Genomic DNA, 21,444 nt, shown 5'->3' on the forward strand with positions numbered 1-21,444 from the left:
TTAAAAGATAAATCTATTCTCAAAACTTATGCGGAAAGGAGAGTGCTAATATGCCCGCAACATTTTGGGGAAGAGTTGCTTATATACTGGAACGAAACGGCGAATCCTTTCTGCGTGGAGCTGGGAATACAATGCTTATTGCTTTGGTTTCCACCTTTATCGGATGTATAATCGGATTTGCTGTCGGTATAGTTCAGACAATTCCCACAGACAGAAAGAAAAACCCGATAAAATGGGTACTTATAGGCATAGTTAAATTTATACTTAATGTTTATGTGGAGGTATTCCGAGGAACACCTATGATGGCACAGGCGATGTTCATATACTTCGGTTCTGCCGCTCTCTTTAACATAAACATGGGTATGTGGCAGGCAGCCTTCTTTATAGTTTCTATAAACACAGGTGCTTATATGGCAGAAACAGTCCGTGGAGGTATTCTTTCAATAGATCCCGGCCAGACTGAAGGTGCCAAGGCTATCGGTATGACACATTTCCAGACAATGATAAATGTCATACTTCCTCAGGCATTAAGAAACATTATGCCTCAGATCGGCAACAACCTTATTATCAATATCAAGGATACATGTGTACTTTCGGTAATCGGTATCGTTGAGCTCTTCTATACAACAAAGGGTGTAGCCGGAGCATTGTATACTTACTTTGAAGCTTTCACAATAGCAATGGTAATATACTTTGTGCTTACATTTGCCTGCTCAAGAATACTCCGTGTCTGGGAAAACAAAATGGACGGACCGGATAACTTTGATCTTGCAACAACAGATACGCTTGCACACACAAGCGGTATGTATAAATTCAATGATAAAAATATGGTCGGCGATTTAAACAGCGACAGCAGGGAAGGAAGGTAAGTTAGATGGCAGATAATCATGTATTTGAGATAAAGCATTTAAGCAAAACCTTCGGAACCAACGCTGTTCTTAAGGATATTGATTTCAGAGTTGATACAGGCGATGTTACCTGTATAATCGGTGCTTCCGGTTCCGGTAAGTCAACACTTTTAAGATGTATCAATCTTCTTGAAACACCTACAAGCGGCGAAATACTTTATCATGGAAATGGTATTACGGGAAAGAATTTCAACCAGTCCGCATATCGTGCAAAGGTTGGAATGGTGTTCCAGAGCTTTAATCTTTTCAGCAATATGACCGTGCTTGAAAACTGTATGGTCGGCGTTGTAAAGGTACTTAAAAAGAGCAAGGAAGAGGCAAAAGAGCTTGCCATGAAATATCTCGAAAAGGTTGGAATGGCGCCTTATGTAAACGCAAAGCCAAGACAGCTTTCCGGTGGTCAGAAGCAGAGAGTTGCCATTGCGAGAGCGCTTGCAATGCAGCCGGAGGTTATTCTTTTTGATGAACCTACATCGGCACTTGACCCTCAGATGGTCGGCGAGGTTCTTGCGGTTATAAGAACTCTTGCAGAGGAAGGCTTCACAATGATAATCGTTACACATGAGATGGCGTTCGCAAGAGATGTATCGAGCCATGTCGTATTTATGGCTGATGGCGTTATCTGTGAAGAAGGAACACCGCAGGATATATTCGAAAATCCCAAAGAATACAAAACAAAGGATTTCCTTTCAAGATTCAGAAATTCATAAAAAATTTGAGCGGTTTGCATTTGTGCAGACCGCTTTTTGATGTACATATTATGATTGGTATTATTTTCCATAGCTGCATTCGTAGAATATAGCTTATCAAAGTTTTAATCAAAACTTTTTAAAGTTTTGTAGGGTTTGGGGCAAAGCCCCAAGGTCTTTGTAAAAGTATTATAATTGATATTGACCTTATTATGTTTTTATGATAGGATTAATAGCAATACTTAGTGTTAATTATAATTATTGTTTTTTGAGGAGGATTGGTTAGACAATGGACGACTGTAGCGGTGATAGTTGCGGCGACGATAATTGTCGATTGTTTAAACTTAATAATAGTATAAACGGCATACCGGTATTTATGGTTTTATAGCTTTGTAAATACAGGTGTGCCTTTTTGCGATTTTTTAAAGTTTTTGTTTTGTGTTTTTTAGGAGGATAAAATTGAAATCTTTGATATTACAGATCATTCTTATATTTCTTAATGCGGTGTTTGCTTCTGCCGAAATTGCGGTTATTTCCGTAAATGAGGCAAAGCTTTCAAAGCTTGAGGAGCAGGGCGATAAACGAGCCGGAAAGCTTAAAAAGCTCACAGCGGAGCCGGCAAAATTCCTTGCGACCATACAGGTTGCCATAACACTGTCGGGCTTTCTTGCCAGTGCCTTTGCCGCAGATAACTTTGCCGGAAAGCTTGTGGATATGCTTGTTGCCGCAGGTGTAAGCATTCCTCGTGCAACGCTTAATTCTATTGCGGTTATTGTTATCACAATAATTCTTTCGTACTTTACGCTTATTTTCGGTGAGCTTGTGCCTAAAAGACTTGCTATGAAGAAAACAGAAATCATGGCTCTCGGTATGGCGAATATGATTACCGTTGTGTCCAAAATATTCGCACCGATAGTATGGCTGCTTACTGTTTCCACAAATGCTGTTTTAAGACTTATCGGTCTTGATCCCAATGCGGACGAAGAGGATGTAAGCGAAGAGGAAATCCGTCTTATGGTCGATGAAGGCGGCCAGAAGGGTGTAATTGATGTTGATGAACAGGTAATGATTAATAATGTTTTTGAGTTTGACGATTTGACTGTTGACGAATTTGCAACTCACAGAACGGATATATCCCTTCTCTGGGCAGATGAAACACTTGACGAATGGGCTGAAACAATACACGAAAGCCGTCATTCAAGATACCCGGTATGTAATGAAACAGTCGATAATGTAATCGGTGTGCTTAATGTTAAGGACTTCTTCAGGCTTATGAATGAGCCAAAAGAGGTTATAATGAAAGAAGCTGTTAAGCCGGCATATTTCATTCCGGAAAGCATTCATGCCGATGTGCTTTTCAGACAGATGAAGAAATCACATAATTATTTTGCGGTTGTTCTTGACGAATATGGCGGAATGAATGGCATTGTAACAATGAATGACCTTATTGAGCAGATTGTCGGTGACCTCGATGAAGAACCTACACCCGATGAGGAAGAACCGGAAATCGAAAAAATCGATTCACAGACATGGAAGATACAGGGCGGTGCAGATCTTGAAGAGGTTGCAGAAGCACTTCATATTGAATTGCCTGTTGATGAGTATGACACATTCGGTGGATATATATTCGGAAATTACGGAACTATTCCCGATGACGGAACAACATTTGAAATAAGCCTTCCTCCGCTTAATGTGAAAGTTACGGAGATAAAGGACCACAGAATTAAAAAAGCGTTGGTATGCTTTGATAAAGAAGTATAAATTGTTTAAGCTATGATATTTAGGTATCATAGCTTTTTATTTAAAAAGCAGACTTTATTGCGTTAAACTGTTTAAAGTGTTAAAATAATACATATACTTTGGTTGCAGACATAATAGAAAGGACATAAAATATGGAAACTATAAATCTGAAATACGGAAAAGGTTCGGTTGAAATACCTGTTAAGGGCGCAAAAAGCGTAGAAATGCTTCTTGAAAACCCTATGAGAGAAATATCGGATATTAAAAAGGAGTTTATTAATTGTGTTACAGATGGCGTTATAGGCACAAAACCTCTTAATAAGCTTATTAATGCCGATGATAAAATAACGATTGTAATAAGCGATTTAACACGCTTTTGGATGCATCAGGATGTAATCTGTGAGCTGCTGGTTAAATATCTGCACGATGAAATAGGTGCAGCTTTTGAAAACATTATGGTTGTTGTTGCGCTCGGAACACACAGAAAAAATACACAGGACGAGCTTAAAACACTTGCAAGCGAATATGTTTATAATAATGTCAAGGTTGTTGACCATGACTGTGATGCACAAAACCTTGTGAATGTAGGAAAGACAACATATGGCACAGATGTATATGTAAATCGCTACGCAGTCGGAAGAAAAGTTATTGTAATAAGCGGAACCGTTCATCATATCATGGCAGGCTATGGCGGCGGCAGAAAGAGCATTATTCCCGGAATAGCAGGCAGACAGACAATAAAAATGAATCATTCAATGGCACTTGATCCCAATGAGAAGAAATCCAATGTACTTATAGGCAGTGGCAAGCTCATCAAAAATCCCATTAATGATGATATGGAACAGGCAGGCAGAATGGTAAATCCTGTTTTCGGAATAAGTATATGCGTAAATTCCGCATCAAAGCATAGCGCTCTTTTCTGCGGTGATTTTGATATGGCATGGAAAGAAAGCTGTATGTATATACAGAAATCCTACGGACTTCCGATAAATTATGAAGCAGACGTTGTGTTTGTCAGCTGTGGAGGATTTCCGAAAGACTTAAATTTCTATCAGTCGGTTAAAAGCCTTTTGAATGCCGTAAATGCTATGAAAAAAGGCGGTACACTCGTATTGCTTGCACAGTGCAGTGAAGGCAGTGGAGCAAAGGATTTCTTTGATTGGATTATACCGCTTAGGGAAGGACATCTTGATGAAAGCCTCAGAAAGGATTTCACAATAGCCGGTTATATTTTTTATGCCGCTTGTGAGGCAATAAGAAAGGGTAATGTAGTTCTTCTTTCCGAGCTTGATCCGGAAGAGGTAAAGGCAATGGGTGTTACGGCATACAGTGACATTAATGAGCTTATGAAACATATTGATATAAAGGACAAGGATGTATATGTTATGCCTTACGGAGGAAGTGTTTTGCCGCAGTTGAAGGAAACATATGATAAGCTGGTTAACGAATTAAAGTAAACAAAAAACGGAGTGAATACCGGATTATTAAGTATTCGCTCCGTTTTAATTTTAATCCTTTATTATTTCATCTGCAAGAGACTCAATTTCTGACCAGTCGTTTCTCTGCATATTGTCGTATACGGCAACAAGCTTACAGCCGGCGGCTTTTGCGCTTTTTGCGGCATAAAGAGCGTCCTCGTAAACATAGGTTTCGGAGGGCTCAAAGCCCATTATTTCACAGGTTTTCAAAAATATTTCCGGCGTACGCTTGGAAAGCTTGAGCTGTTCCGGAGTGTATACATCTGTAAAGCAATGAAGTATACCGTTTCGCTTGAGTGCGGCAACGGCAAGCTCTCTTGCGGTTGTGGTAAGTATACACATTTTGGATCCGTCTGCATATTCCGAAAGCACAAGCTCCTTCATGCCCGGCTTCATTCCAAGCTCATTGAAATATTTGTCACGGATAATGCCGACAATTTCGCTGACAACCTGCTTTACCGTTCCTTCAAGATGAAGCTCGTTTATGAAATATTCGGCGGCCTCATCGAGAGTTTTTGCTTCTATAATCTCTTTTATATCATCGGGCGGAGTTATGTTTCGGCTTTTGAGATAAATTGTTCCGAGATTTTCCCACATTCCCATTGAATCGAGAAGTGTTCCGTCCATATCAAATATTATATTCTTCATTATTCCCATTCTTTTTCGTTGTTGCCTGCAAGATATTTGTCTGTCTTTTCGTTGATTGTAAGAACTCCGTCGGTAGGATTGAAGTCAATCTTAACATAGCTCATTACGCTGGGAGCACCTGCTTCGATGGCGATATACTGGCACTGCTTAACAATGTCGATAAGCTGGTCAAGCTCGCCTTCGATTGTTGTTTCAAAAGGTGAAACGAATGTCTTAAGTCCCTGAGCCTTTATGTATTCAATACATTTGTCAACGATGGGACATATTTTATCTTTTTCAACACCTGGTAATACCTGAATTGCAACGCTTGCTTTCATAATAAATTCCTCCTTGTTTTTATAGCCTTAATATTAACAATAGAATAGCACAATACTTATTCCAATTCAATTAAAAACATATGGATGGTAATAAGGATTTTTGTCCGTAAACTATAAAGAAAGCCGACAGAAGAGAGGTTTTCCGTCGGCTTTATCCATGGAACTATTTGCAGGCGTTTCATGGAAGTTAAATATTTATGTAGTTATAAAAACATTTCAAGTACAAAAACTGTAAGGCATGCAAATATTGTTACCTTTATAAGACTGCCGCCTTTGTATGCTATTATCACAGCAACCACAAATGCCGCAAGAGCCGACCATATACTGTCCGTTGCTGAAAGTATTGCCGGAAAAGTCATAAGCGACAGCGTTACATACGGCACATAATAAAGAAAGGAACGAACCGTTACGTTTGTTATTTCTTTTTTAACAAGTAACATTGGGAGCATTCTTATAAGATATGTAACCACAGCCATTATTAATATGTATAAATATATATTACCTGCTTTCACAGCTTACAGAGGCCTCCTTTTCGACAGCTTTTTTATCGTCCTTTTCTTCGATAGGGAATAAAACAGCGGCTGCCAGCGAAATCACAACAGTAAGAATTATTATCATTGTTCCGGAAGAAAGCTGCTTGAGTCCCGGAAGATATGTAAATAATGTACTTGCCGCCATTGATATTATTACGAGAAATCCGACAATTTTGTTTTCCTTTGCCGGAGGAAGAACTATTGCGATAAACATACAATAAAGTGCTACATTCATCGCACTCATAACACTTGCGGGAAGAATACTTCCGCTGAGTGTTCCGAGAAATGTTCCCATTGCCCAGCAGGGCAGTGCAGCGGCAATGATTCCGTATGTGTAGTAAGGTGAAAGTCCGTTTCTCTGGCATACGGATAATGCAAATATTTCGTCTGTAATATCGAATGATATAGCAAGACGATGGCCTATGCCTGTTTTGGAACCGAGCTTTTGGGACAATGCACAGGACATAAGAATATATCTTAAGTTAAGGATAAGTGTTGTAAGAGCTATTTCGATATATGCACCGCCGTTTTTAATAAGGTTGATTGCTGAAAATTCACTTGCGGAGGCATTGCTTGTAAGTGACATAAGCATTGCCTGGATCGGTGTAAAACCTGCTCTTTTTGCAGCTATTCCCAGTGTGAACGATACCGCTAAATATCCGAGTGCAACGGGTATTCCGTGATGCATTCCTTTTAAAAATAATTGTTTCTTGTCCTGCATATTTATAAAACTCCTTTGTTTTATTATGTATTCTTTTTTTGGATAGATTGAAGTATAACACTTAAATTGACATAAGTAAAACAAATATATATAATAGTATCATTAGAAAAACTTATTTAACTTTTATGAGGTGCATTATGATTCGATATGAGGCATTTGTTAAAATAACGGAAAACGGAAGCTTTACAAAAACGGCGGAAGATTTAGGCTATACGCAGTCTGCCGTAAGCCAGATGATAAAAAATCTTGAGGAGGAGCTGGATACTTCTCTTGTAATACGTTCAAGAAAGGGCGTAACTCTTACACCGGACGGCGAAGAATTTCTTCCTTATATAAAAAATGTATATAATGCACACAGAGAGCTTATTGAAAAGAGAAACGAAATGAGAGGCCTTGAAAGCGGAATAATACGAATGGGCACTTTTTCGAGCGTTTCGAGCAACTGGCTGCCGGGACTTATTAAGAAATTTAAGGAAACATATCCTTCGGTGCATTTTGATATTAAGCAGGGAGAATATACAAATATAAGCAACTGGGTAAAGGACGGAAGTGTTGATTTCGGTTTTGTTACACCGGAGGCAACGGATGGGCTTACGGTTGTTCCGTTAAAAACTGATGAAATGATGGCAGTAGTGAATATAAACCATCCGCTTGCACATAAGGCAGAGGTAACAATGGAGGAGCTTGCGAAGGATTCCTATATACTTCTGGACGAAGGCGAGGTCAGCGAGCCCATGGAGTATTTTAAGGCTAATAATATTGAGCCAAATATACAGTTTGTTGTATTTGATGACTATACGATTATGTCTATGGTTGAACAAAATCTTGGAGTATCAGTTCTTCCGAAGCTTGTTTTGAGCAGACATCCGCACCATATTGCGGTAAGGCAGATTAAGCCGGCAATAAAAAGAACCATTGCAATAGCCTACAAAAATAAAAATGTATTGCCGATAGCCAGCAGATATTTCATTGATTTCATAATAAGAGAAATGGACAGCTTCAGATATTAAAAAACCGCTGTGACTGAAATGTCACAGCGGTTTTATCGTTTGCGCGCCATGGGCGCGCTCTAACAGGTGAAAGTCCCGAACACGCCCAGATAGTGGGAAGTGTATAGCTGAACAGCAAGGGTGTCCATCGTGAGATGGAATCTGAAGGAAGCTGTAAGCAAATCTCTGGTCCGACGGACAGAAATCACATATAAGGCTAGGCTATGAGAGATAAGTTGGCTATAAGCAACGAAGTCTAATAACTATCACTTTTGTAGTAGCAGAGTAAATGTGGCGGATATATGGAGAGAAAGAGCGTGCACCTTAAGCGTGGAGGTCTCACAGAGGTTCCATTAGCCTAGTAACAACGAACTGTGAGAAGTCAGCCGAGCCCATAGTAGTGAAGAAGTTTCTGTAATGGAAATGGAGCGAAGGGGCGAACAATCAATAAGTTTGAGTATGTCTCGTATTGCAGAAATGGCAACATCTGCCGTAACCAATCGGGTAAAAGATGGTCAAATCAAGCGAGACGGAAAGGAAAGAACGCATGGACACAAGTAGTCTAATGGAGCAGATTTTATCTAGCGATAATCTCAACAGAGCGTATCTGCAAGTCGTACGAAATAAAGGTGCAGAGGGAGTGGACGGAATGAAGTACACGGAACTCAAAGAACATCTTGAAAAGAACGGCGAAATCATCAAGGAACAGTTGAGGACAAGAAAGTACAAACCTCAACCAGTACGAAGAGTGGAGATACCAAAGCCTGATGGCGGTGTCAGAAACCTAGGAGTACCAACAGTAACAGACAGATTCATACAGCAAGCCATTGCACAGGTATTAACACCAATCTACGAGGAACAATTCCATGAACATAGTTACGGATTCAGACCGAATAGATGTGCACAGCAAGCAATCCTAACAGCACTTGACATGATGAATGATGGTAACGATTGGATTGTAGACATTGACTTGGAAAAGTTCTTTGACACGGTAAACCATGACAAGCTTATGACTATCATAGGCAGAACTATAAAAGATGGAGATGTTATCTCTATCATAAGGAAATATCTTGTCAGTGGAATCATGATTGACGATGAATATGAGGATTCTATTGTGGGAACACCGCAAGGAGGAAATCTTTCGCCGTTATTGGCAAACATCATGCTCAATGAACTTGACAAGGAAATGGAAAAGCGAGGGCTTAACTTTGTGCGATATGCAGATGACTGTATTATCATGGTTGGAAGTGAAATGTCTGCAAATCGGGTAATGAGAAATATATCTCGATTTATTGAGGAGAAACTAGGTCTCAAGGTCAACATGACAAAGAGTAAAGTAGACAGACCAAGCGGACTTAAATACCTTGGGTTTGGGTTCTACTTTGACACAAGAGCACATCAGTTTAAGGCAAAACCACATGCAAAATCAGTAGCGAAGTTTAAGAAGAGAATGAAAGAACTCACCTGTCGTAGCTGGGGTGTTAGCAACAGCTATAAAGTGGAGAAACTTAATCAGCTCATAAGAGGTTGGATAAACTACTTCAAAATAGGTAGTATGAAAACACTTTGTCGAAAATTAGATGGTAACATCAGATATAGACTTCGTATGTGCATTTGGAAACATTGGAAAACTCCACAAAACAGAGCAAAGAACCTTATGAAGTTTGATGTACCAAGATGGGCGGCATTTAAAATAGCGTATTGTGGAGATAGATATGCAAGACTCGCCCATAATGGATGGATACAAAAGGCTATAAGTACAAAGAGACTAACCTCATTTGGATTAGTCTCAATGTTAGATTACTACACCGAAAGGTGTGTTACTTGTTAAGTTGATTGAACCGCCGTGTACCGAACGGTACGCACGGTGGTGTGAGAGGTCGGGAAATTTAGTTAAATTTCCCTCCTACTCGATTTATTTCATGGATTCGATTATTGCGTCTGCAAGTGCGTCAATGTTCTGCACATCGGAATCCTTTCCGGCAGATTTGATAGTTACTTTAGGCTCAAGCAAGGTCATGTTCTTGAGATTGTTGTTTATAAAGTTTGTCATATGAGATGCGGCTCTCGGTCCCCATGAGCCGTTTTCCATTAATGCAATAGTTCTGTTCTGAACCTCAAGTGCCTTCATATCCTCAAGATAATCAAGCATTGCGGGGAATAAGCCTGTGTTATAGGTTACAGAGGCAAGAACGATATTGCTTAATTTGAAGGATTCTGATATAAGCTGTGATACATGAGTGTTTGAAACATCATATACCTTTACGTTTGTGCAGCCTTTTTCAACAAGCTTTGCTGCAAGGCACTGTGCGGCTGCTTCTGTGTTTCCGTACATTGAGGCATAGGCAATAAGAACGCCTTTTTCTTCCGGCTCATATTTGCTCCATTTATCGTGCTTGTCTATAAAGTATTCAAAATTATTTCTCCATACCGGGCCATGGAGAGGGCATATCATCTTTATATCAAGACCTGAAGCCTTTGTAAGGAGCTTCTGAACGAATACGCCGTATTTTCCTACAATATTTGTATAGTATCTTCTTGCGTCATCAATCCAGTCACGGTCAAAGTTAACTTCATCGTTGAAGAGTTTTCCGTCAAGTGCGCCGAATGAACCGAAAGCGTCGGCAGAGAAAAGAACGCCGTTTGTTGTGTCGAATGTAACCATTACTTCCGGCCAGTGAACCATGGGAGCCTCAACAAATGCTACTGTGTGCTTTCCGAAGCATCTTGTGTCGCCTTCCTTAACAGTATCAAAATCTTTATTAACTGCTATGTTGAACTGCTTGATTATGTTTACAGCCTTTGTTGAGCAGATTATTGTTGCCTCCGGGTGACGGAGAATAACCTCTTCAAGTGATGCACCGTGGTCGGGCTCAAAATGGTTTACTACTATATAATCAAGAGGTTTTCCGTTTAATACGTGTTCAAGATTTTCAAGGAACTGACGGCATACGGACCAATCAACCGTATCGAATAAAACTGTTTTTTCATCAAGAAGTACATAAGAGTTATAGGACACACCGTTGGGAATTGGATGTGCATTTTCGAAAAGTGCAAGACGGTGGTCATTTGCACCTATCCAGAAAAGATCTTCTGTTACGTTTCTTATACAATACATGTTTAATCCTCCTTTATTTTCACTGCTGATTTTCAGTCAGATGAATTGCATTATTGTAAATAAAAGTATAATCTGATAATATAAGAATATACTTTTATTTTTATATAGTCAATTAAAAAAAGGAGGCACATTTTTCAATGAATGGTGCAGATGATAACAAAGTTATTGTCCAGGTGGACAAAACGGTTGTAAAAATTACAGGAGTTGACGTAAAAGGTCTTAATATACAGGAGCTTGAGTCACTTCTTAAAGATAAACTTAAAAGCATGGTAAGAATAATCGGTGTAACAGGTTCATCTCTTGAAATGGACGTTTACGGAATCGAAGAGGAGGACGTTCTTAAGGAAGAAAACGGCATAATTAAGGCTGTTGCTCTTGCCGATGGAATCACTCTTACCGACCTTGCACAGATTTCTTCTGTTAATAAGATAAAGACAGTTGATATTAATGACGTTCCTTCATATTCAGAGGGACAATGTATGAAAGAGAGGTGGCTTTGATGTTTACAAAGGCTATGATTATTCCGACAGGTGATGAGCTTGCGGCAGGCATTGTGCTTGATACAGACGCTCCCGAAATAATGAAAAATCTTCTTGCCATTAACGGCTCGGCAGAGGTTGTAAGAATTGCTCCCGTTATTGATAAGGAGGAGGCTATTGTCAGCAAAATAAAGGAAAGTGCAGCAAACGGCTATGACCTTATCGTGCTTATCGGCGGCTCAGGCGGCGGACACCGTTTCAGCACAACTCTCGGTAAGGATTATACACATTCTTCTCTCGATATGATATTGAGTGATAAACAGGAAGGCGCTCTTTACGGCAAGAACGGACATATGTGGAGCAAGCTCGTTATCGGCAAGCTCGGAGATACACTTGTGTTTAATGTTCCCGGACCTTATGAAGAGGCAACCGCTACAATAAAGGCATTCAAGGACAGCTATAAAAAGGACAGCCATAATCTTGAAGAAATAAATAAAAGTATGCTTGAGGCACTTAAAGCTAAATACGGAGCATAAGGTGATTTGAATGGAATCTTTTACATATTCTCTTTGCACGAAGGATAAAGTTCCGATTGCGGTAAGCTGTCTTTGTAAGGACGGAAAAACTACAGAGTGCATTGAAAGACTTAACAGCCTTAAGGAATATGATTTTGGTGAATATAAATCCGAATATACCATTGATTACAGACTTCATACAATAATAGATGGCTGTATGTCGGATATAAAGGAAGATATAATATGTATCGGTGCGTCTGTCGGCGTTGATGATGCGGAAGGCAGAACCGGAGGAATATTCGGAAGCTGTAACAACGGAGCAAGCTCGGCAACGGAAAGTGTATTTTTCGAAAACGGAATGGTTTTCGGCGTAAAGCCGGGAAAGGGTGCTTTTGCCATTGAAGAGGAAAAGGAAAAAGCCGAAAATATAATAAATTTCTTTGCCGACGAATTCGACGGAAGCTATGAAAAAAGCATAACGCTTTATAATAAGCTTTGCGAAAACGGAAATATTTTTATTCTTATGACCGATGGCAGCGGAGAAGGCTCTTACGGCATTGCGGCAGACAGAAAAAATATTGTTACCGTTGCGGAAACGGCCTATAAAGGCATTGAAAGAACCGATTATAAGGGCTTTAAAAGAATAGGCATAATGGGCGGCACATTTGATCCTATACATAACGGACATCTTATTGCGGCACAGACAGTCTGCGATAAGCTTAAGCTGGATATAGTCGTGTTTATGCCGACAGGAAACACAAGCTATAAAAATAAAAAGTTTGTTACCTCCGGAGATATGCGTTTTGCCATGACAAGCATTGCCGTAGAAAGTAATGAAAGATTTTCCACGTCATCAATGGAAACAGAATTTGATGGTATTTCCTATACGGCGGATACAATGGAAAAGTTCAGAAGGTTCTGTGATTATGATGCGGAAATATATTTCATTGTCGGTGCTGATGTTCTCAAGGATATGACCTGTTGGAGAAATTTCAGAAAGCTTATTTCTCTCTGCGGCTTTGCCGCTGTAACAAGACCGGGTTATCCTTCGGTAGACCGTAATAAATATACGGAGCTGTTTGAAAATGACGGTTCGGAAATAAAATTTATTGAAGTTCCGGCATTGGATATTTCTTCGTCATATATAAGAAAAGCCGTAAAGGACGGTTTAAGCGTAAAATATCTTCTTCCGGATTCGGTTGAAGAATATATAAAGGTACATCATTTATATGAAGACAACAAAAAAGCCAGAAACGAAAGTGAGCTTGACAGAATACTTAATCTGATTAACTGACCACATAGATGAAACGGAGATGCGGCAGGTGGAAAATAAAAACTGCAAAACGCTTGAAATGCTGAAAAGATGTCTTGACTATTATTACGGAAACATATTGATTTCCGATGTCAGCGGCAAAATATTGTATGTTAATGATACGCTTGTAAAGTCATACGGTCTTACTATGGAGAAGGCATTGTCTATGTCAGTGTATGACCTTGTTAATGACGGAGTTCTGGACAGATCTGCCGTAATAAATGTTCTAAAAACCGGAGAGGCATCACTTACCAAAATAGGAATAAACTCCGGTGCAAAAATAGACTGTGTGGCAAAACCTGTCTATAACGATGATGGCAAAATGGAATATATAATCGCTTTCAGCTATGATGAAAGCTTTATGTCTGAACTGCAAAATGAGCTGCGTATAGAAAAGAAAAAGAATGAGGAAATAAAGGATACGCTTTTGTTCATTCAGCAGGCAAACAAAAAGTACAGACCTATAATAACAGCCGATGACCAGATGAAAAACATATTTGACAGCATGAGTTATCTGGCAAAGACCGACAGCTCTATAATACTTTATGGTGAATCCGGCGTAGGCAAGGATGTGCTTGCAAATTATATACATAATAACAGCTTACGGAAAAACGAAATTTTCATTCCGGTGAACTGCAGTGCAATTCCCAATGAGCTTATGGAGTCGGAATTTTTCGGTTATGAAAGAGGCTCATTTACCGGTGCGGATAAAAATGGACATAAGGGCATATTTGAAATGGGTAACGGAGGAACGGTATTTCTTGATGAAATAGGCGATCTTTCCGCGCTTATGCAGGCAAAGCTGCTTAGGTTTTTGGATTCGGGCGAAGTTAAACGAATAGGCAGCACAAATATTATTTATACGGATGTGCGTATTATTGCCGCAACAAACAAAAATCTTAAGGCGATGGTTGATAATGGTACATTCAGAGAAGATCTGTATTACCGATTGAATATTATTCCGGTTTATATTCCGCCGTTGAGAGAAAGACAGGATGATATAGGGGCATTGGCAAACTATTATCTTAAGGAATACAATCAGAAATATGACCATAATGTTCAGTTTACCGACAGCCAGATAAAAATGCTGTATGAGTATTCATGGCCCGGAAATATAAGAGAACTGAGAAACGAAATAGAACGTTACGTTATTACGGACGGAAATGTGGATATATTAATAAACAGAATTGCACCGACCGAGGAAAAGGCTTCGGTCGTTAAATCCGACACTTCGGCGGATTTAAGAACCGCAAAGGATAAATTTGAAAAGGATTATATCAAAAATGTTCTTGAGGAATGCGACTGGAAGGTGCAGAAAGCGGCAGAAAGGCTCGGAATACACCGTTCTGTTTTGTATACGAAAATAGAAAAATATAATATTAAGAAATGTAAGTCGTGATTCTAAGACATATGTCTTGAAATCACGACTTATTTTGTTTTGAAAACAGGAAATTTCAATTTAATTAAATTGAAAAACAGCGTAAAATAATGATTTTTTGTATTTTGAAAAGTTGGCACGGATTTTGCTTATTATATATAGTGAAACCTTATATTATTATAAGAAGAGAGGATGAATAATATGAAATTATTACACACAAAGTTACCGGAATTCATCAAGAAGATGCAGGTAGCGGCTGCAACAAAGGGCAGTACACCTAAAGAAATTAACATTATGGGTCTTGAAAACTTAAGATCAGCTAAAATGCAGAGCCTTCGTACAGGTCGTATTGAGCATGCGGTAGGCGAAATAGCTGCTCTTGACAATGTAGAAAGACTTGAACTTATAATGATCCCTCGTGTACCCGAAACAATGCAGACAGTTATTGTAAAGGGTATTGATAAAGAAGGAGTATGCCAGAAGGCAGTTCTTGAAATTATCAATGTTCTTCATCCCACAGAAGAAGCTTATCTTCTTGACTGTGATCCCGAAAATGTTGAAGACAGAAGACCTGCAATCGGAAATCATTGATTTAGTTATTTAAGGAGGGAATTGTTATGGCACAGTTAAAATATAGAATGATACCGGAGGGAATGCTTAACGGAAAGCTTATTCCTCTTAACATAGTATTAATTGATTACAAAGACGTAAAAGAATGCGGACTTGAGCCTAAGGAAGCTTTTGAGGCAGTTGCAAAGACAATTGATGGACCTGCCGGACTTAACATTATTGACCTTGATGCAGTTACAACAACAAGCGATGGTATCGTTGTTGAAGGTACAATCATAAGAATGGCTGCATCGGACAGAGGCAGAATCAACAAAGACTTCGGTTATCTTGAAATGATTCCTCTTAACTACACAGACGAGGATGTTAAGAGAGAGCCTCACTTAAAGGTATGGAGAGAAAAATATCCTGACAGAACACTTTACATGGGCCCCGATTACAAGAAAAAGATTATTCCCGTACATAACGTAGTTATAACAGGCCGTGCATCAAACAACAACTCTGCAACAGAGATGATGAACATTGTAACAATGGAAGAAATCCTTCTCCCTATCCTCGGACAGCTTGAAATCCTCAGAGGCGGCAAGGTTCTTCTCGGCTACACAGGCGAGGTTATCTCAGTTGGTATCGGTATGGTTGTTGCTGAAGAATACGGACGTATCGTTCCTAAGAGACAGTATAGATGCGGTGATACAGCACACGGTTCAGGAGAATATGCTAAGACACTTAAGAAACATATTCCTATCATCTGCGCCGAAAAGCCTGTACTTGCTAAATATATTATCCAGGCTCTTGAATGCGGTCTTGTTCCCGGACGTGACATCGGCGGTTCACCTGCAGTTCTTACAGTAGCTAAATATCTCCATAAGGATATTGATTTCGATAACATTACAGATCGTGCATATGAAGAGCTCGCAAGCATCGGCTTCACAAAAGAGTGGATGCATTCAGAATTCCCTCTTCTTACACCCGAAGAAATCATTGCAAGAGCAGACGAGCTTATCCCCGGATGTGAGGATTATGAAATCTATGATTCAAAAGACCTTGTACAGGTTAAATATGCGGAATGCTGATGAGGTGAGTTACAATGTATCATGTTGAAAGTAATTTTACATATCCAAAGATGTATAAGGTTCGTCAGCATTTAAACTCAGAAAAGCTCGCTGACATCAACAAGACTGTTTATGACGAGCTTGATGCAATCGGGATTGGCGAAAAGATTAAAAAAGACAGTGAAATAGCAGTTTGTGCCGGTTCAAGAGGTATAAACAATATTGATAAAATCGTTAAGGCTGCCGTTGATTACGTTAAGGATCACGGCGGAAAGCCTTTCATTGTTCCCGCAATGGGCAGCCATGGCGGAGCAACAGCAGACGGACAGATTCATGTTCTTGAAAAATACGGCATAAGCGAAGAAACAATGGGCTGTGAAATCCGTTCGGATATGGAGCCTGTATATCTCGGAGATGCTGAAAACGGTGCTCCCGTATACTTTGATAAAAATGCTTACGGTGCAGCCGGAATTATTGTTGTAAACAGAGTTAAACCTCATACAGACTTCCTTGCCGAAAACGAAAGCGGCGTTGTTAAGATGTGTACTGTCGGCCTTGGCAAGGAAAAAGGCGCAACAGCTATGCATGGCTATAACCTCGGAGAAACCATTCCGCTTTCCTTCAAGGTATCGCTTAAAAAAGCACCTTATCTTGCAGGTCTTGCAATAATCGAAAACTCAATGGACGAAACATATATGATTAAGGCTCTCAAGCCCGAAGATTTCCTTGAGGAAGAGAAAAAGCTTCTTAATATTGCAAAACAGCAGGTTCCTCATTTCCCTGTAGATCAGCTTGATGTTCTTATTGTTAAGGAAATGGGTAAGATGTTCAGCGGCACAGGCGTTGATACAAAGGTTATAGGCAGAATTATGGTTAAAGGTGTGCCCGAACCCGAAACACCTAAAATCAATAAGCTTGCTATATTAAGACTTTCACCTAATTCTTACGGCAATGCGGTAGGAATCGGCCTTGCAGACTTAACAACACAGAAGCTTGTGGATATGATTGATTACGAGGCTATGTATATTAACCTTGTTCCTACAACATATCTTGAAAGAGGAAAAGTACCGCCTCATTTTGCAACAGAAAAAGAAACCATTGCCGTTGCTCTTAAGACACTCGGCAAGGTTAAACCCGAAGAAGCAAGAGTTATTGTATGTGAGAACACACTCCATATAAGCAAGCTCCTTGTTTCGGAAGCAGTATATAATGAAATAAAAGATAAGGTTGAGCTTCTTGAAGAAGATGTTCAGTGGACATTCGATGACAAAGAAGATTTAACAATGGAATGTTAAAATGTTAATGAAACCTTAAATTTCTATCCTTTTGCCGTCTGCACAGTTGTGCAGGCGGTTTTTGGTTACTATGAGTTGTTAATATTATATAAATAAAAAATTAAAAGTTTGCAATAAAACTAACGAAAATATTCCGCAATATTGACATTAAATATATATAAAAAGTTAGTTTCAACTAAATACAAAGTGATAGCATACAATGTGCACAGATTATTTTGTATAAAAAATAATATTAAGTATAAAAAATGAGACTCGATAAAAATGGCATAAATTATAGAATAATATTTAATATGATGATTATTTTATAAAAAATAAGACTATATTTGCCATTTTAAATATAGATTGTGATTATTAACAGACTACGAAAATATGTTTTAGTAAAAAGTTATAACGGAATTGTTAAAAATATTGCAAATTTCCCAAAAGCTATTGACGTAAAAATAACAAATGTGATAGAATGTTTACCATAAAGAATAAAGCAGATGAGATATTGTAAATATCCCGCTCATTCTTTTAACGGACACTCTTTTATTCATGTATAGTTCTTTCTCCGCACAGCGACTTTGCGGAGAAGGAATTAATTGATTAGATGAGTAATAAATAATGTAAAATATTTTATTTTAATTATAATAGGAGGCTTAAAAAATGGTTGGTTTTAATTTATCTAAAGAACATTTACTCCAGCAGCAGCTTTACAGAAAGTTCGCTGAAACTGAGGTAAAACCTAAAGCAGCTGATATGGATGAGGCTGAAAAATATGATGTTAGCATCATGGATAAGATGGCTAAGTTCGGTATGCTCAGCATTCCTTTCCCTAAGGAAGACGGCGGTGCAGGTGCTGACACACTTTCATATGTTCTTTGCATTGAAGAGCTTGCTAAGGTAGATGCAAGTACAGCTACAGCTTGCTCAGTACATACATCACTTTGTACAACAGCAATCGGCAGATTCGGTACACCCGAGCAGAAGGAAAAATACTACAAACCTCTTGCATCAGGTAAGAAATATGGCTGCTTCGGTCTTACAGAGCCTAACGCAGGTACAGATGCTGCCGGTCAGCAGACAGTTGCTGTTAAGGAAGGCGACCATTACGTATTAAACGGAGCTAAGATTTTCATCACAAACTCTGGCTTCTCAGATATTTTCCTTGTATTTGCCATGACAGACAAATCAAAGGGAACAAAGGGTATTTCAGCTTTCATTCTTGAAAAGGGTATGCCCGGATTCACAATCGGTAAAGACATTCCTCGTATGGGTATCAGAGCTGCTTCAAACTGCGAGCTTGCATTTGAAAACGTAATCGTTCCCGCTGAAAACCTTATGGGTAGAGAAGGCGAAGGCTTCAAGATCGCTATGCAGACTCTTGACGGCGGACGTATCGGTGTTGCTGCTATCGCTCTTGGTATCGCTCAGGGTGCTATCAACGAAACAGTTAAATATGTTGGCGAAAGAAAACAGTTCGGTAAGAGAATTGCTCAGTTCCAGAATACACAGTTCAAACTTGCAGAGCTTCAGGCTAAGGTTGACGCAGCAAGACTTCTTGTTTGGAGAGCAGCTTGTGCAAAAGATAACCACGATCCTATTTCAGTTCCGGCTGCAATGGCTAAGCTCGTTTGCTCAGATGTAGCTAATGAAACAACAAGAACTTGCGTACAGTTATTTGGTGGATATGGCTACTCAAGAGAATATCCTGTTGAAAGAATGATGAGAGACGCTAAGATTACAGAAATCTATGAAGGTACATCAGAAGTTCAGAAGATGGTTATCTCTGGAGCAATGAAGATTAAATAATTCGGGAGGAAAATAACAATGAAAATAGTTGTATGTATTAAACAGGTTCCGGATACAGCGGAAGTAAAACTTGATCCTAAAACAAATACACTTATCAGAGATGGTGTTCCCAGTATCATCAACCCTGATGACAAAGCAGGTATTGAGGTTGCTTTAAGACTTAAAGAGCAGGTTGGCGGTACAGTTACATTAGTATGTATGGGACCTCCTCAGGCAGACGTTGCATTAAGAGAAGCTCTTGCTATGGGTTGTGACGATGCAGTTCTCATCTCAGGCAGAGAATTCGGTGGTTCAGATACACTTGCTACATCAACAATCATCGCAGCTGGTATCAAGACACTTGACTATGATGTAATCATCACAGGTCGTCAGGCTATCGATGGTGATACAGCTCAGGTTGGTCCTCAGATCGCTGAGCACCTTGGAATTCCTCAGGTATCATATGCTGAAGAACTTACAGCAGACGGTGACAGCCTCATCGTTAAGAGACAGTTCGAAGACAGATACCAGAAGATCAGAGTTAAAACACCTTGCCTTATCACAGCTCTTTCAGAAATCGCTGAGCCCAGATATATGACAGTAGGCGGAACAATCGACGCTTATGCTAAAGAAATCAAGGTTCTTGGTTTTGAAGAACTTAAGGATAAACTTAATCCCGAACACATCGGTCTTAAGGGATCTCCCACAAATGTTGTTAAGTCCTTTACAAAACAGGCTAAGGGTGCCGGTGAAGTATTAAAAGATGCTTCAGCAGACGATGCAGTAAAGGCAATCATTGCTAAGATGGAAGAAAAACATATTATTTGATGAGGGGTGAACTAAGATGAGCAAAGATGTTTATGTATTAGCAGAACAGAGAGACGGAAATATACAGAAGGTTGCATTCGAGCTTGTTGGAGAAGCAACAAAGCTTGCTAAAGACCTTAACGAACAGGTTGTTGCAATTCTTTTAGGAGACGGTGTAACAGCTAAAGCAGAAGAACTTATCCAGCACGGTGCTGATAAAGTTATCGTAGTTGATGATCCTATGCTTGCAAAATATGCAACAGAGCCTTACGCAAAGGCAATCACAGCTATCATTAAAGAATTCGATCCTGAAATAGTTCTTTACGGAGCTACATCAATCGGCCGTGACCTTGCTCCCCGTGTATCAGCAAGAGTTCACACAGGTCTTACAGCAGACTGCACAAAGCTTGAAATCGCTGAAGACACAAAGCTTCTTAACATGACACGTCCTGCATTCGGTGGTAACATCATGGCTACTATCGTCTGCAAAAACCACAGACCTCAGATGGCTACTGTACGTCCCGGCGTTATGGCAGCACTTGCAGCAGATACAGCAAGAAAAGGCGAAGTTGTACCTTTCAAGGTAGAATTTACACCTGCTGATATGAATATTGAAATCATTGAAGAAGTTAAGGAAACAAAGAAGATCGTTGACGTTACAGAAGCTAAGGTTCTTGTATCAGGCGGTCGTGGTATCGGTTCACCTGAATTCTTCAATACTCTTAAAGAACTTGCTGACCTTCTTGGCGGTGAAGTTGCAGCTTCAAGAGCAGTTGTTGATGCTGGCTGGATCGGTAAGGAATATCAGGTAGGCCAGACAGGTAAGACAGTTAGACCTAACCTTTACATTGCTTGTGGTATCTCAGGTGCTATCCAGCACGTTGCAGGTATGGAAAGCTCAGAAGTTGTTATTTCAATCAATAAGAACGACGGAGCAGCTATCTTCGACGTATCAGACCTTGGTATCGTAGGCGACGTTAAGACTATCATTCCTAAGCTTATTGAAGCATTAAAGAAGAGATAATTAAAATAAAATATTCTTTCTTAAAGGAGCTCTGCATATGCAGGGTTCCTTTTTGCGTGTATGTATGTTAAACTATAAAATGGTAACGTATGAAAATATATCTG

At 39.5% G+C, this 21,444-nt stretch carries 21 protein-coding genes; 16 read left to right on the plus strand and 5 right to left on the minus strand.

The features are described 5' to 3' along the window. Positions 1-50: 50 nt before the first annotated feature. The 4 genes from KQI66_RS04675 (at position 51) to larA (ending at position 4,794) form a co-directional block, all read left to right on the plus strand. Positions 51-869: an amino acid ABC transporter permease gene (locus KQI66_RS04675; protein ID WP_216427524.1), complete on the plus strand. Its 819-nt coding sequence runs from the start codon at positions 51-53 to the stop codon at positions 867-869. A 5-nt stretch (positions 870-874) separates the two neighbouring features. Next, positions 875-1,618 carry an amino acid ABC transporter ATP-binding protein gene (locus tag KQI66_RS04680; protein WP_216427525.1) on the plus strand — a complete coding sequence of 248 codons (744 nt, stop codon included), beginning with the start codon at positions 875-877 and terminating at the stop codon, positions 1,616-1,618. Between the two features lie 438 nt (positions 1,619-2,056). Further along, a complete protein-coding gene (locus KQI66_RS04685) occupies positions 2,057-3,358 on the plus strand; it encodes a hemolysin family protein (protein WP_253287675.1) in 1,302 nt (433 codons plus the stop codon). Between the two features lie 131 nt (positions 3,359-3,489). After that, entirely contained in the window at positions 3,490-4,794 is a 1,305-nt protein-coding gene (gene larA / locus KQI66_RS04690) for a nickel-dependent lactate racemase (protein WP_216427526.1), read from the plus strand. A gap of 51 nt (positions 4,795-4,845) precedes the next feature. Here the strand turns inward: larA and KQI66_RS04695 are convergent, their stop codons facing one another. The 4 genes from KQI66_RS04695 to KQI66_RS04710 form a co-directional block, all read right to left on the minus strand. Next, positions 4,846-5,463 carry an HAD family hydrolase gene (locus tag KQI66_RS04695; protein WP_216427527.1) on the minus strand — a complete coding sequence of 206 codons (618 nt, stop codon included), beginning with the start codon at positions 5,461-5,463 and terminating at the stop codon, positions 4,846-4,848. Then, complete coding sequence (locus tag KQI66_RS04700; protein WP_216427528.1) at positions 5,463-5,780, minus strand: thiamine-binding protein; 318 nt, start codon at positions 5,778-5,780, stop codon at positions 5,463-5,465. The genes KQI66_RS04695 and KQI66_RS04700 overlap by 1 nt, the downstream gene beginning before the upstream one ends. A 203-nt stretch (positions 5,781-5,983) precedes the next feature. Beyond that, a complete protein-coding gene (locus KQI66_RS04705; RefSeq protein WP_330655021.1) occupies positions 5,984-6,292 on the minus strand; it encodes an AzlD domain-containing protein in 309 nt (102 codons plus the stop codon). Then, positions 6,279-7,034 (minus strand): AzlC family ABC transporter permease, encoded by a 756-nt coding sequence (locus tag KQI66_RS04710; RefSeq protein ID WP_253287676.1) that lies wholly within the window; start codon positions 7,032-7,034, stop codon positions 6,279-6,281. Before KQI66_RS04710 ends, KQI66_RS04705 begins: the two co-directional genes overlap by 14 nt. 137 nt (positions 7,035-7,171) lie before the next feature. Between KQI66_RS04710 and KQI66_RS04715 the strand changes: the two genes are divergently transcribed. Next, positions 7,172-8,044, plus strand: coding sequence for a LysR family transcriptional regulator (locus tag KQI66_RS04715; protein WP_216427529.1), 873 nt, complete (start codon positions 7,172-7,174; stop codon positions 8,042-8,044). Between the two features lie 526 nt (positions 8,045-8,570). Further along, the gene (ltrA, locus tag KQI66_RS04720; protein WP_216427530.1) at positions 8,571-9,854 is read left to right on the plus strand and encodes a group II intron reverse transcriptase/maturase; all 1,284 of its coding nucleotides are present in this window, start codon (positions 8,571-8,573) and stop codon (positions 9,852-9,854) included. A gap of 84 nt (positions 9,855-9,938) precedes the next feature. On the opposite strand, the gene KQI66_RS04725 is transcribed toward ltrA, so the two are convergent. Then, positions 9,939-11,141 carry an FprA family A-type flavoprotein gene (locus tag KQI66_RS04725; protein WP_216427531.1) on the minus strand — a complete coding sequence of 401 codons (1,203 nt, stop codon included), beginning with the start codon at positions 11,139-11,141 and terminating at the stop codon, positions 9,939-9,941. Between the two features lie 137 nt (positions 11,142-11,278). Here KQI66_RS04725 and KQI66_RS04730 point away from each other — a divergent pair, with 137 nt between their 5' ends. From KQI66_RS04730 to KQI66_RS04775, 10 genes are all read left to right on the plus strand, one after another. Continuing rightward, complete coding sequence (locus KQI66_RS04730) at positions 11,279-11,641, plus strand: hypothetical protein (RefSeq protein ID WP_216427532.1); 363 nt, start codon at positions 11,279-11,281, stop codon at positions 11,639-11,641. Next, the gene (locus tag KQI66_RS04735) at positions 11,617-12,156 is read left to right on the plus strand and encodes a molybdopterin-binding protein (protein ID WP_216427533.1); all 540 of its coding nucleotides are present in this window, start codon (positions 11,617-11,619) and stop codon (positions 12,154-12,156) included. The genes KQI66_RS04730 and KQI66_RS04735 overlap by 25 nt, the downstream gene beginning before the upstream one ends. Before the next feature lie 10 nt (positions 12,157-12,166). After that, complete coding sequence (nadD, locus tag KQI66_RS04740; protein WP_216427534.1) at positions 12,167-13,429, plus strand: nicotinate-nucleotide adenylyltransferase; 1,263 nt, start codon at positions 12,167-12,169, stop codon at positions 13,427-13,429. Positions 13,430-13,457: 28 nt separating this feature from the next. After that, on the plus strand, positions 13,458-14,846 hold the full coding sequence (locus KQI66_RS11265; RefSeq protein WP_216427535.1) for a sigma-54 interaction domain-containing protein: 1,389 nt from the start codon (positions 13,458-13,460) through the stop codon (positions 14,844-14,846). Positions 14,847-15,026: 180 nt separating this feature from the next. Then, the gene (locus KQI66_RS04750; protein WP_253287677.1) at positions 15,027-15,416 is read left to right on the plus strand and encodes a hypothetical protein; all 390 of its coding nucleotides are present in this window, start codon (positions 15,027-15,029) and stop codon (positions 15,414-15,416) included. A 26-nt stretch (positions 15,417-15,442) separates the two neighbouring features. Beyond that, positions 15,443-16,465, plus strand: coding sequence for a hypothetical protein (locus KQI66_RS04755; protein ID WP_216427537.1), 1,023 nt, complete (start codon positions 15,443-15,445; stop codon positions 16,463-16,465). A gap of 14 nt (positions 16,466-16,479) precedes the next feature. Beyond that, positions 16,480-17,739, plus strand: coding sequence for a DUF362 domain-containing protein (locus tag KQI66_RS04760; RefSeq protein ID WP_216427538.1), 1,260 nt, complete (start codon positions 16,480-16,482; stop codon positions 17,737-17,739). A 645-nt stretch (positions 17,740-18,384) separates the two neighbouring features. Further along, positions 18,385-19,530 (plus strand): acyl-CoA dehydrogenase, encoded by a 1,146-nt coding sequence (locus KQI66_RS04765; protein ID WP_216427539.1) that lies wholly within the window; start codon positions 18,385-18,387, stop codon positions 19,528-19,530. Positions 19,531-19,548: 18 nt separating this feature from the next. Next, positions 19,549-20,337, plus strand: a complete 789-nt coding sequence (locus tag KQI66_RS04770; protein ID WP_216427540.1) for an electron transfer flavoprotein subunit beta/FixA family protein — start codon at positions 19,549-19,551, stop codon at positions 20,335-20,337. Between the two features lie 16 nt (positions 20,338-20,353). Next, positions 20,354-21,340 (plus strand): electron transfer flavoprotein subunit alpha/FixB family protein, encoded by a 987-nt coding sequence (locus KQI66_RS04775; protein WP_216427541.1) that lies wholly within the window; start codon positions 20,354-20,356, stop codon positions 21,338-21,340. Positions 21,341-21,444: the final 104 nt, after the last annotated feature.

This window comes from Anaerotignum sp. MSJ-24, from assembly GCF_018918145.1.
GTDB lineage: Bacteria > Bacillota > Clostridia > Lachnospirales > Anaerotignaceae > Metalachnospira.

Coding starts and splice junctions, on each gene's coding strand:
- KQI66_RS04675 (WP_216427524.1), top strand. CDS start 51: ATGCCCGCAACATTTTGGGGAAGAGTTGCTTATATACTGGAACGAAAC.
- KQI66_RS04680 (WP_216427525.1), top strand. CDS start 875: ATGGCAGATAATCATGTATTTGAGATAAAGCATTTAAGCAAAACCTTC.
- larA (WP_216427526.1), top strand. CDS start 3,490: ATGGAAACTATAAATCTGAAATACGGAAAAGGTTCGGTTGAAATACCT.
- KQI66_RS04695 (WP_216427527.1), bottom strand. CDS start 5,463: ATGAAGAATATAATATTTGATATGGACGGAACACTTCTCGATTCAATG.
- KQI66_RS04700 (WP_216427528.1), bottom strand. CDS start 5,780: ATGAAAGCAAGCGTTGCAATTCAGGTATTACCAGGTGTTGAAAAAGAT.
- KQI66_RS04710 (WP_253287676.1), bottom strand. CDS start 7,034: ATGCAGGACAAGAAACAATTATTTTTAAAAGGAATGCATCACGGAATA.
- KQI66_RS04715 (WP_216427529.1), top strand. CDS start 7,172: ATGATTCGATATGAGGCATTTGTTAAAATAACGGAAAACGGAAGCTTT.
- ltrA (WP_216427530.1), top strand. CDS start 8,571: ATGGACACAAGTAGTCTAATGGAGCAGATTTTATCTAGCGATAATCTC.
- KQI66_RS04725 (WP_216427531.1), bottom strand. CDS start 11,141: ATGTATTGTATAAGAAACGTAACAGAAGATCTTTTCTGGATAGGTGCA.
- KQI66_RS04730 (WP_216427532.1), top strand. CDS start 11,279: ATGAATGGTGCAGATGATAACAAAGTTATTGTCCAGGTGGACAAAACG.
- KQI66_RS04735 (WP_216427533.1), top strand. CDS start 11,617: ATGTATGAAAGAGAGGTGGCTTTGATGTTTACAAAGGCTATGATTATT.
- nadD (WP_216427534.1), top strand. CDS start 12,167: ATGGAATCTTTTACATATTCTCTTTGCACGAAGGATAAAGTTCCGATT.
- KQI66_RS04750 (WP_253287677.1), top strand. CDS start 15,027: ATGAAATTATTACACACAAAGTTACCGGAATTCATCAAGAAGATGCAG.
- KQI66_RS04755 (WP_216427537.1), top strand. CDS start 15,443: ATGGCACAGTTAAAATATAGAATGATACCGGAGGGAATGCTTAACGGA.
- KQI66_RS04760 (WP_216427538.1), top strand. CDS start 16,480: ATGTATCATGTTGAAAGTAATTTTACATATCCAAAGATGTATAAGGTT.
- KQI66_RS04765 (WP_216427539.1), top strand. CDS start 18,385: ATGGTTGGTTTTAATTTATCTAAAGAACATTTACTCCAGCAGCAGCTT.
- KQI66_RS04770 (WP_216427540.1), top strand. CDS start 19,549: ATGAAAATAGTTGTATGTATTAAACAGGTTCCGGATACAGCGGAAGTA.
- KQI66_RS04775 (WP_216427541.1), top strand. CDS start 20,354: ATGAGCAAAGATGTTTATGTATTAGCAGAACAGAGAGACGGAAATATA.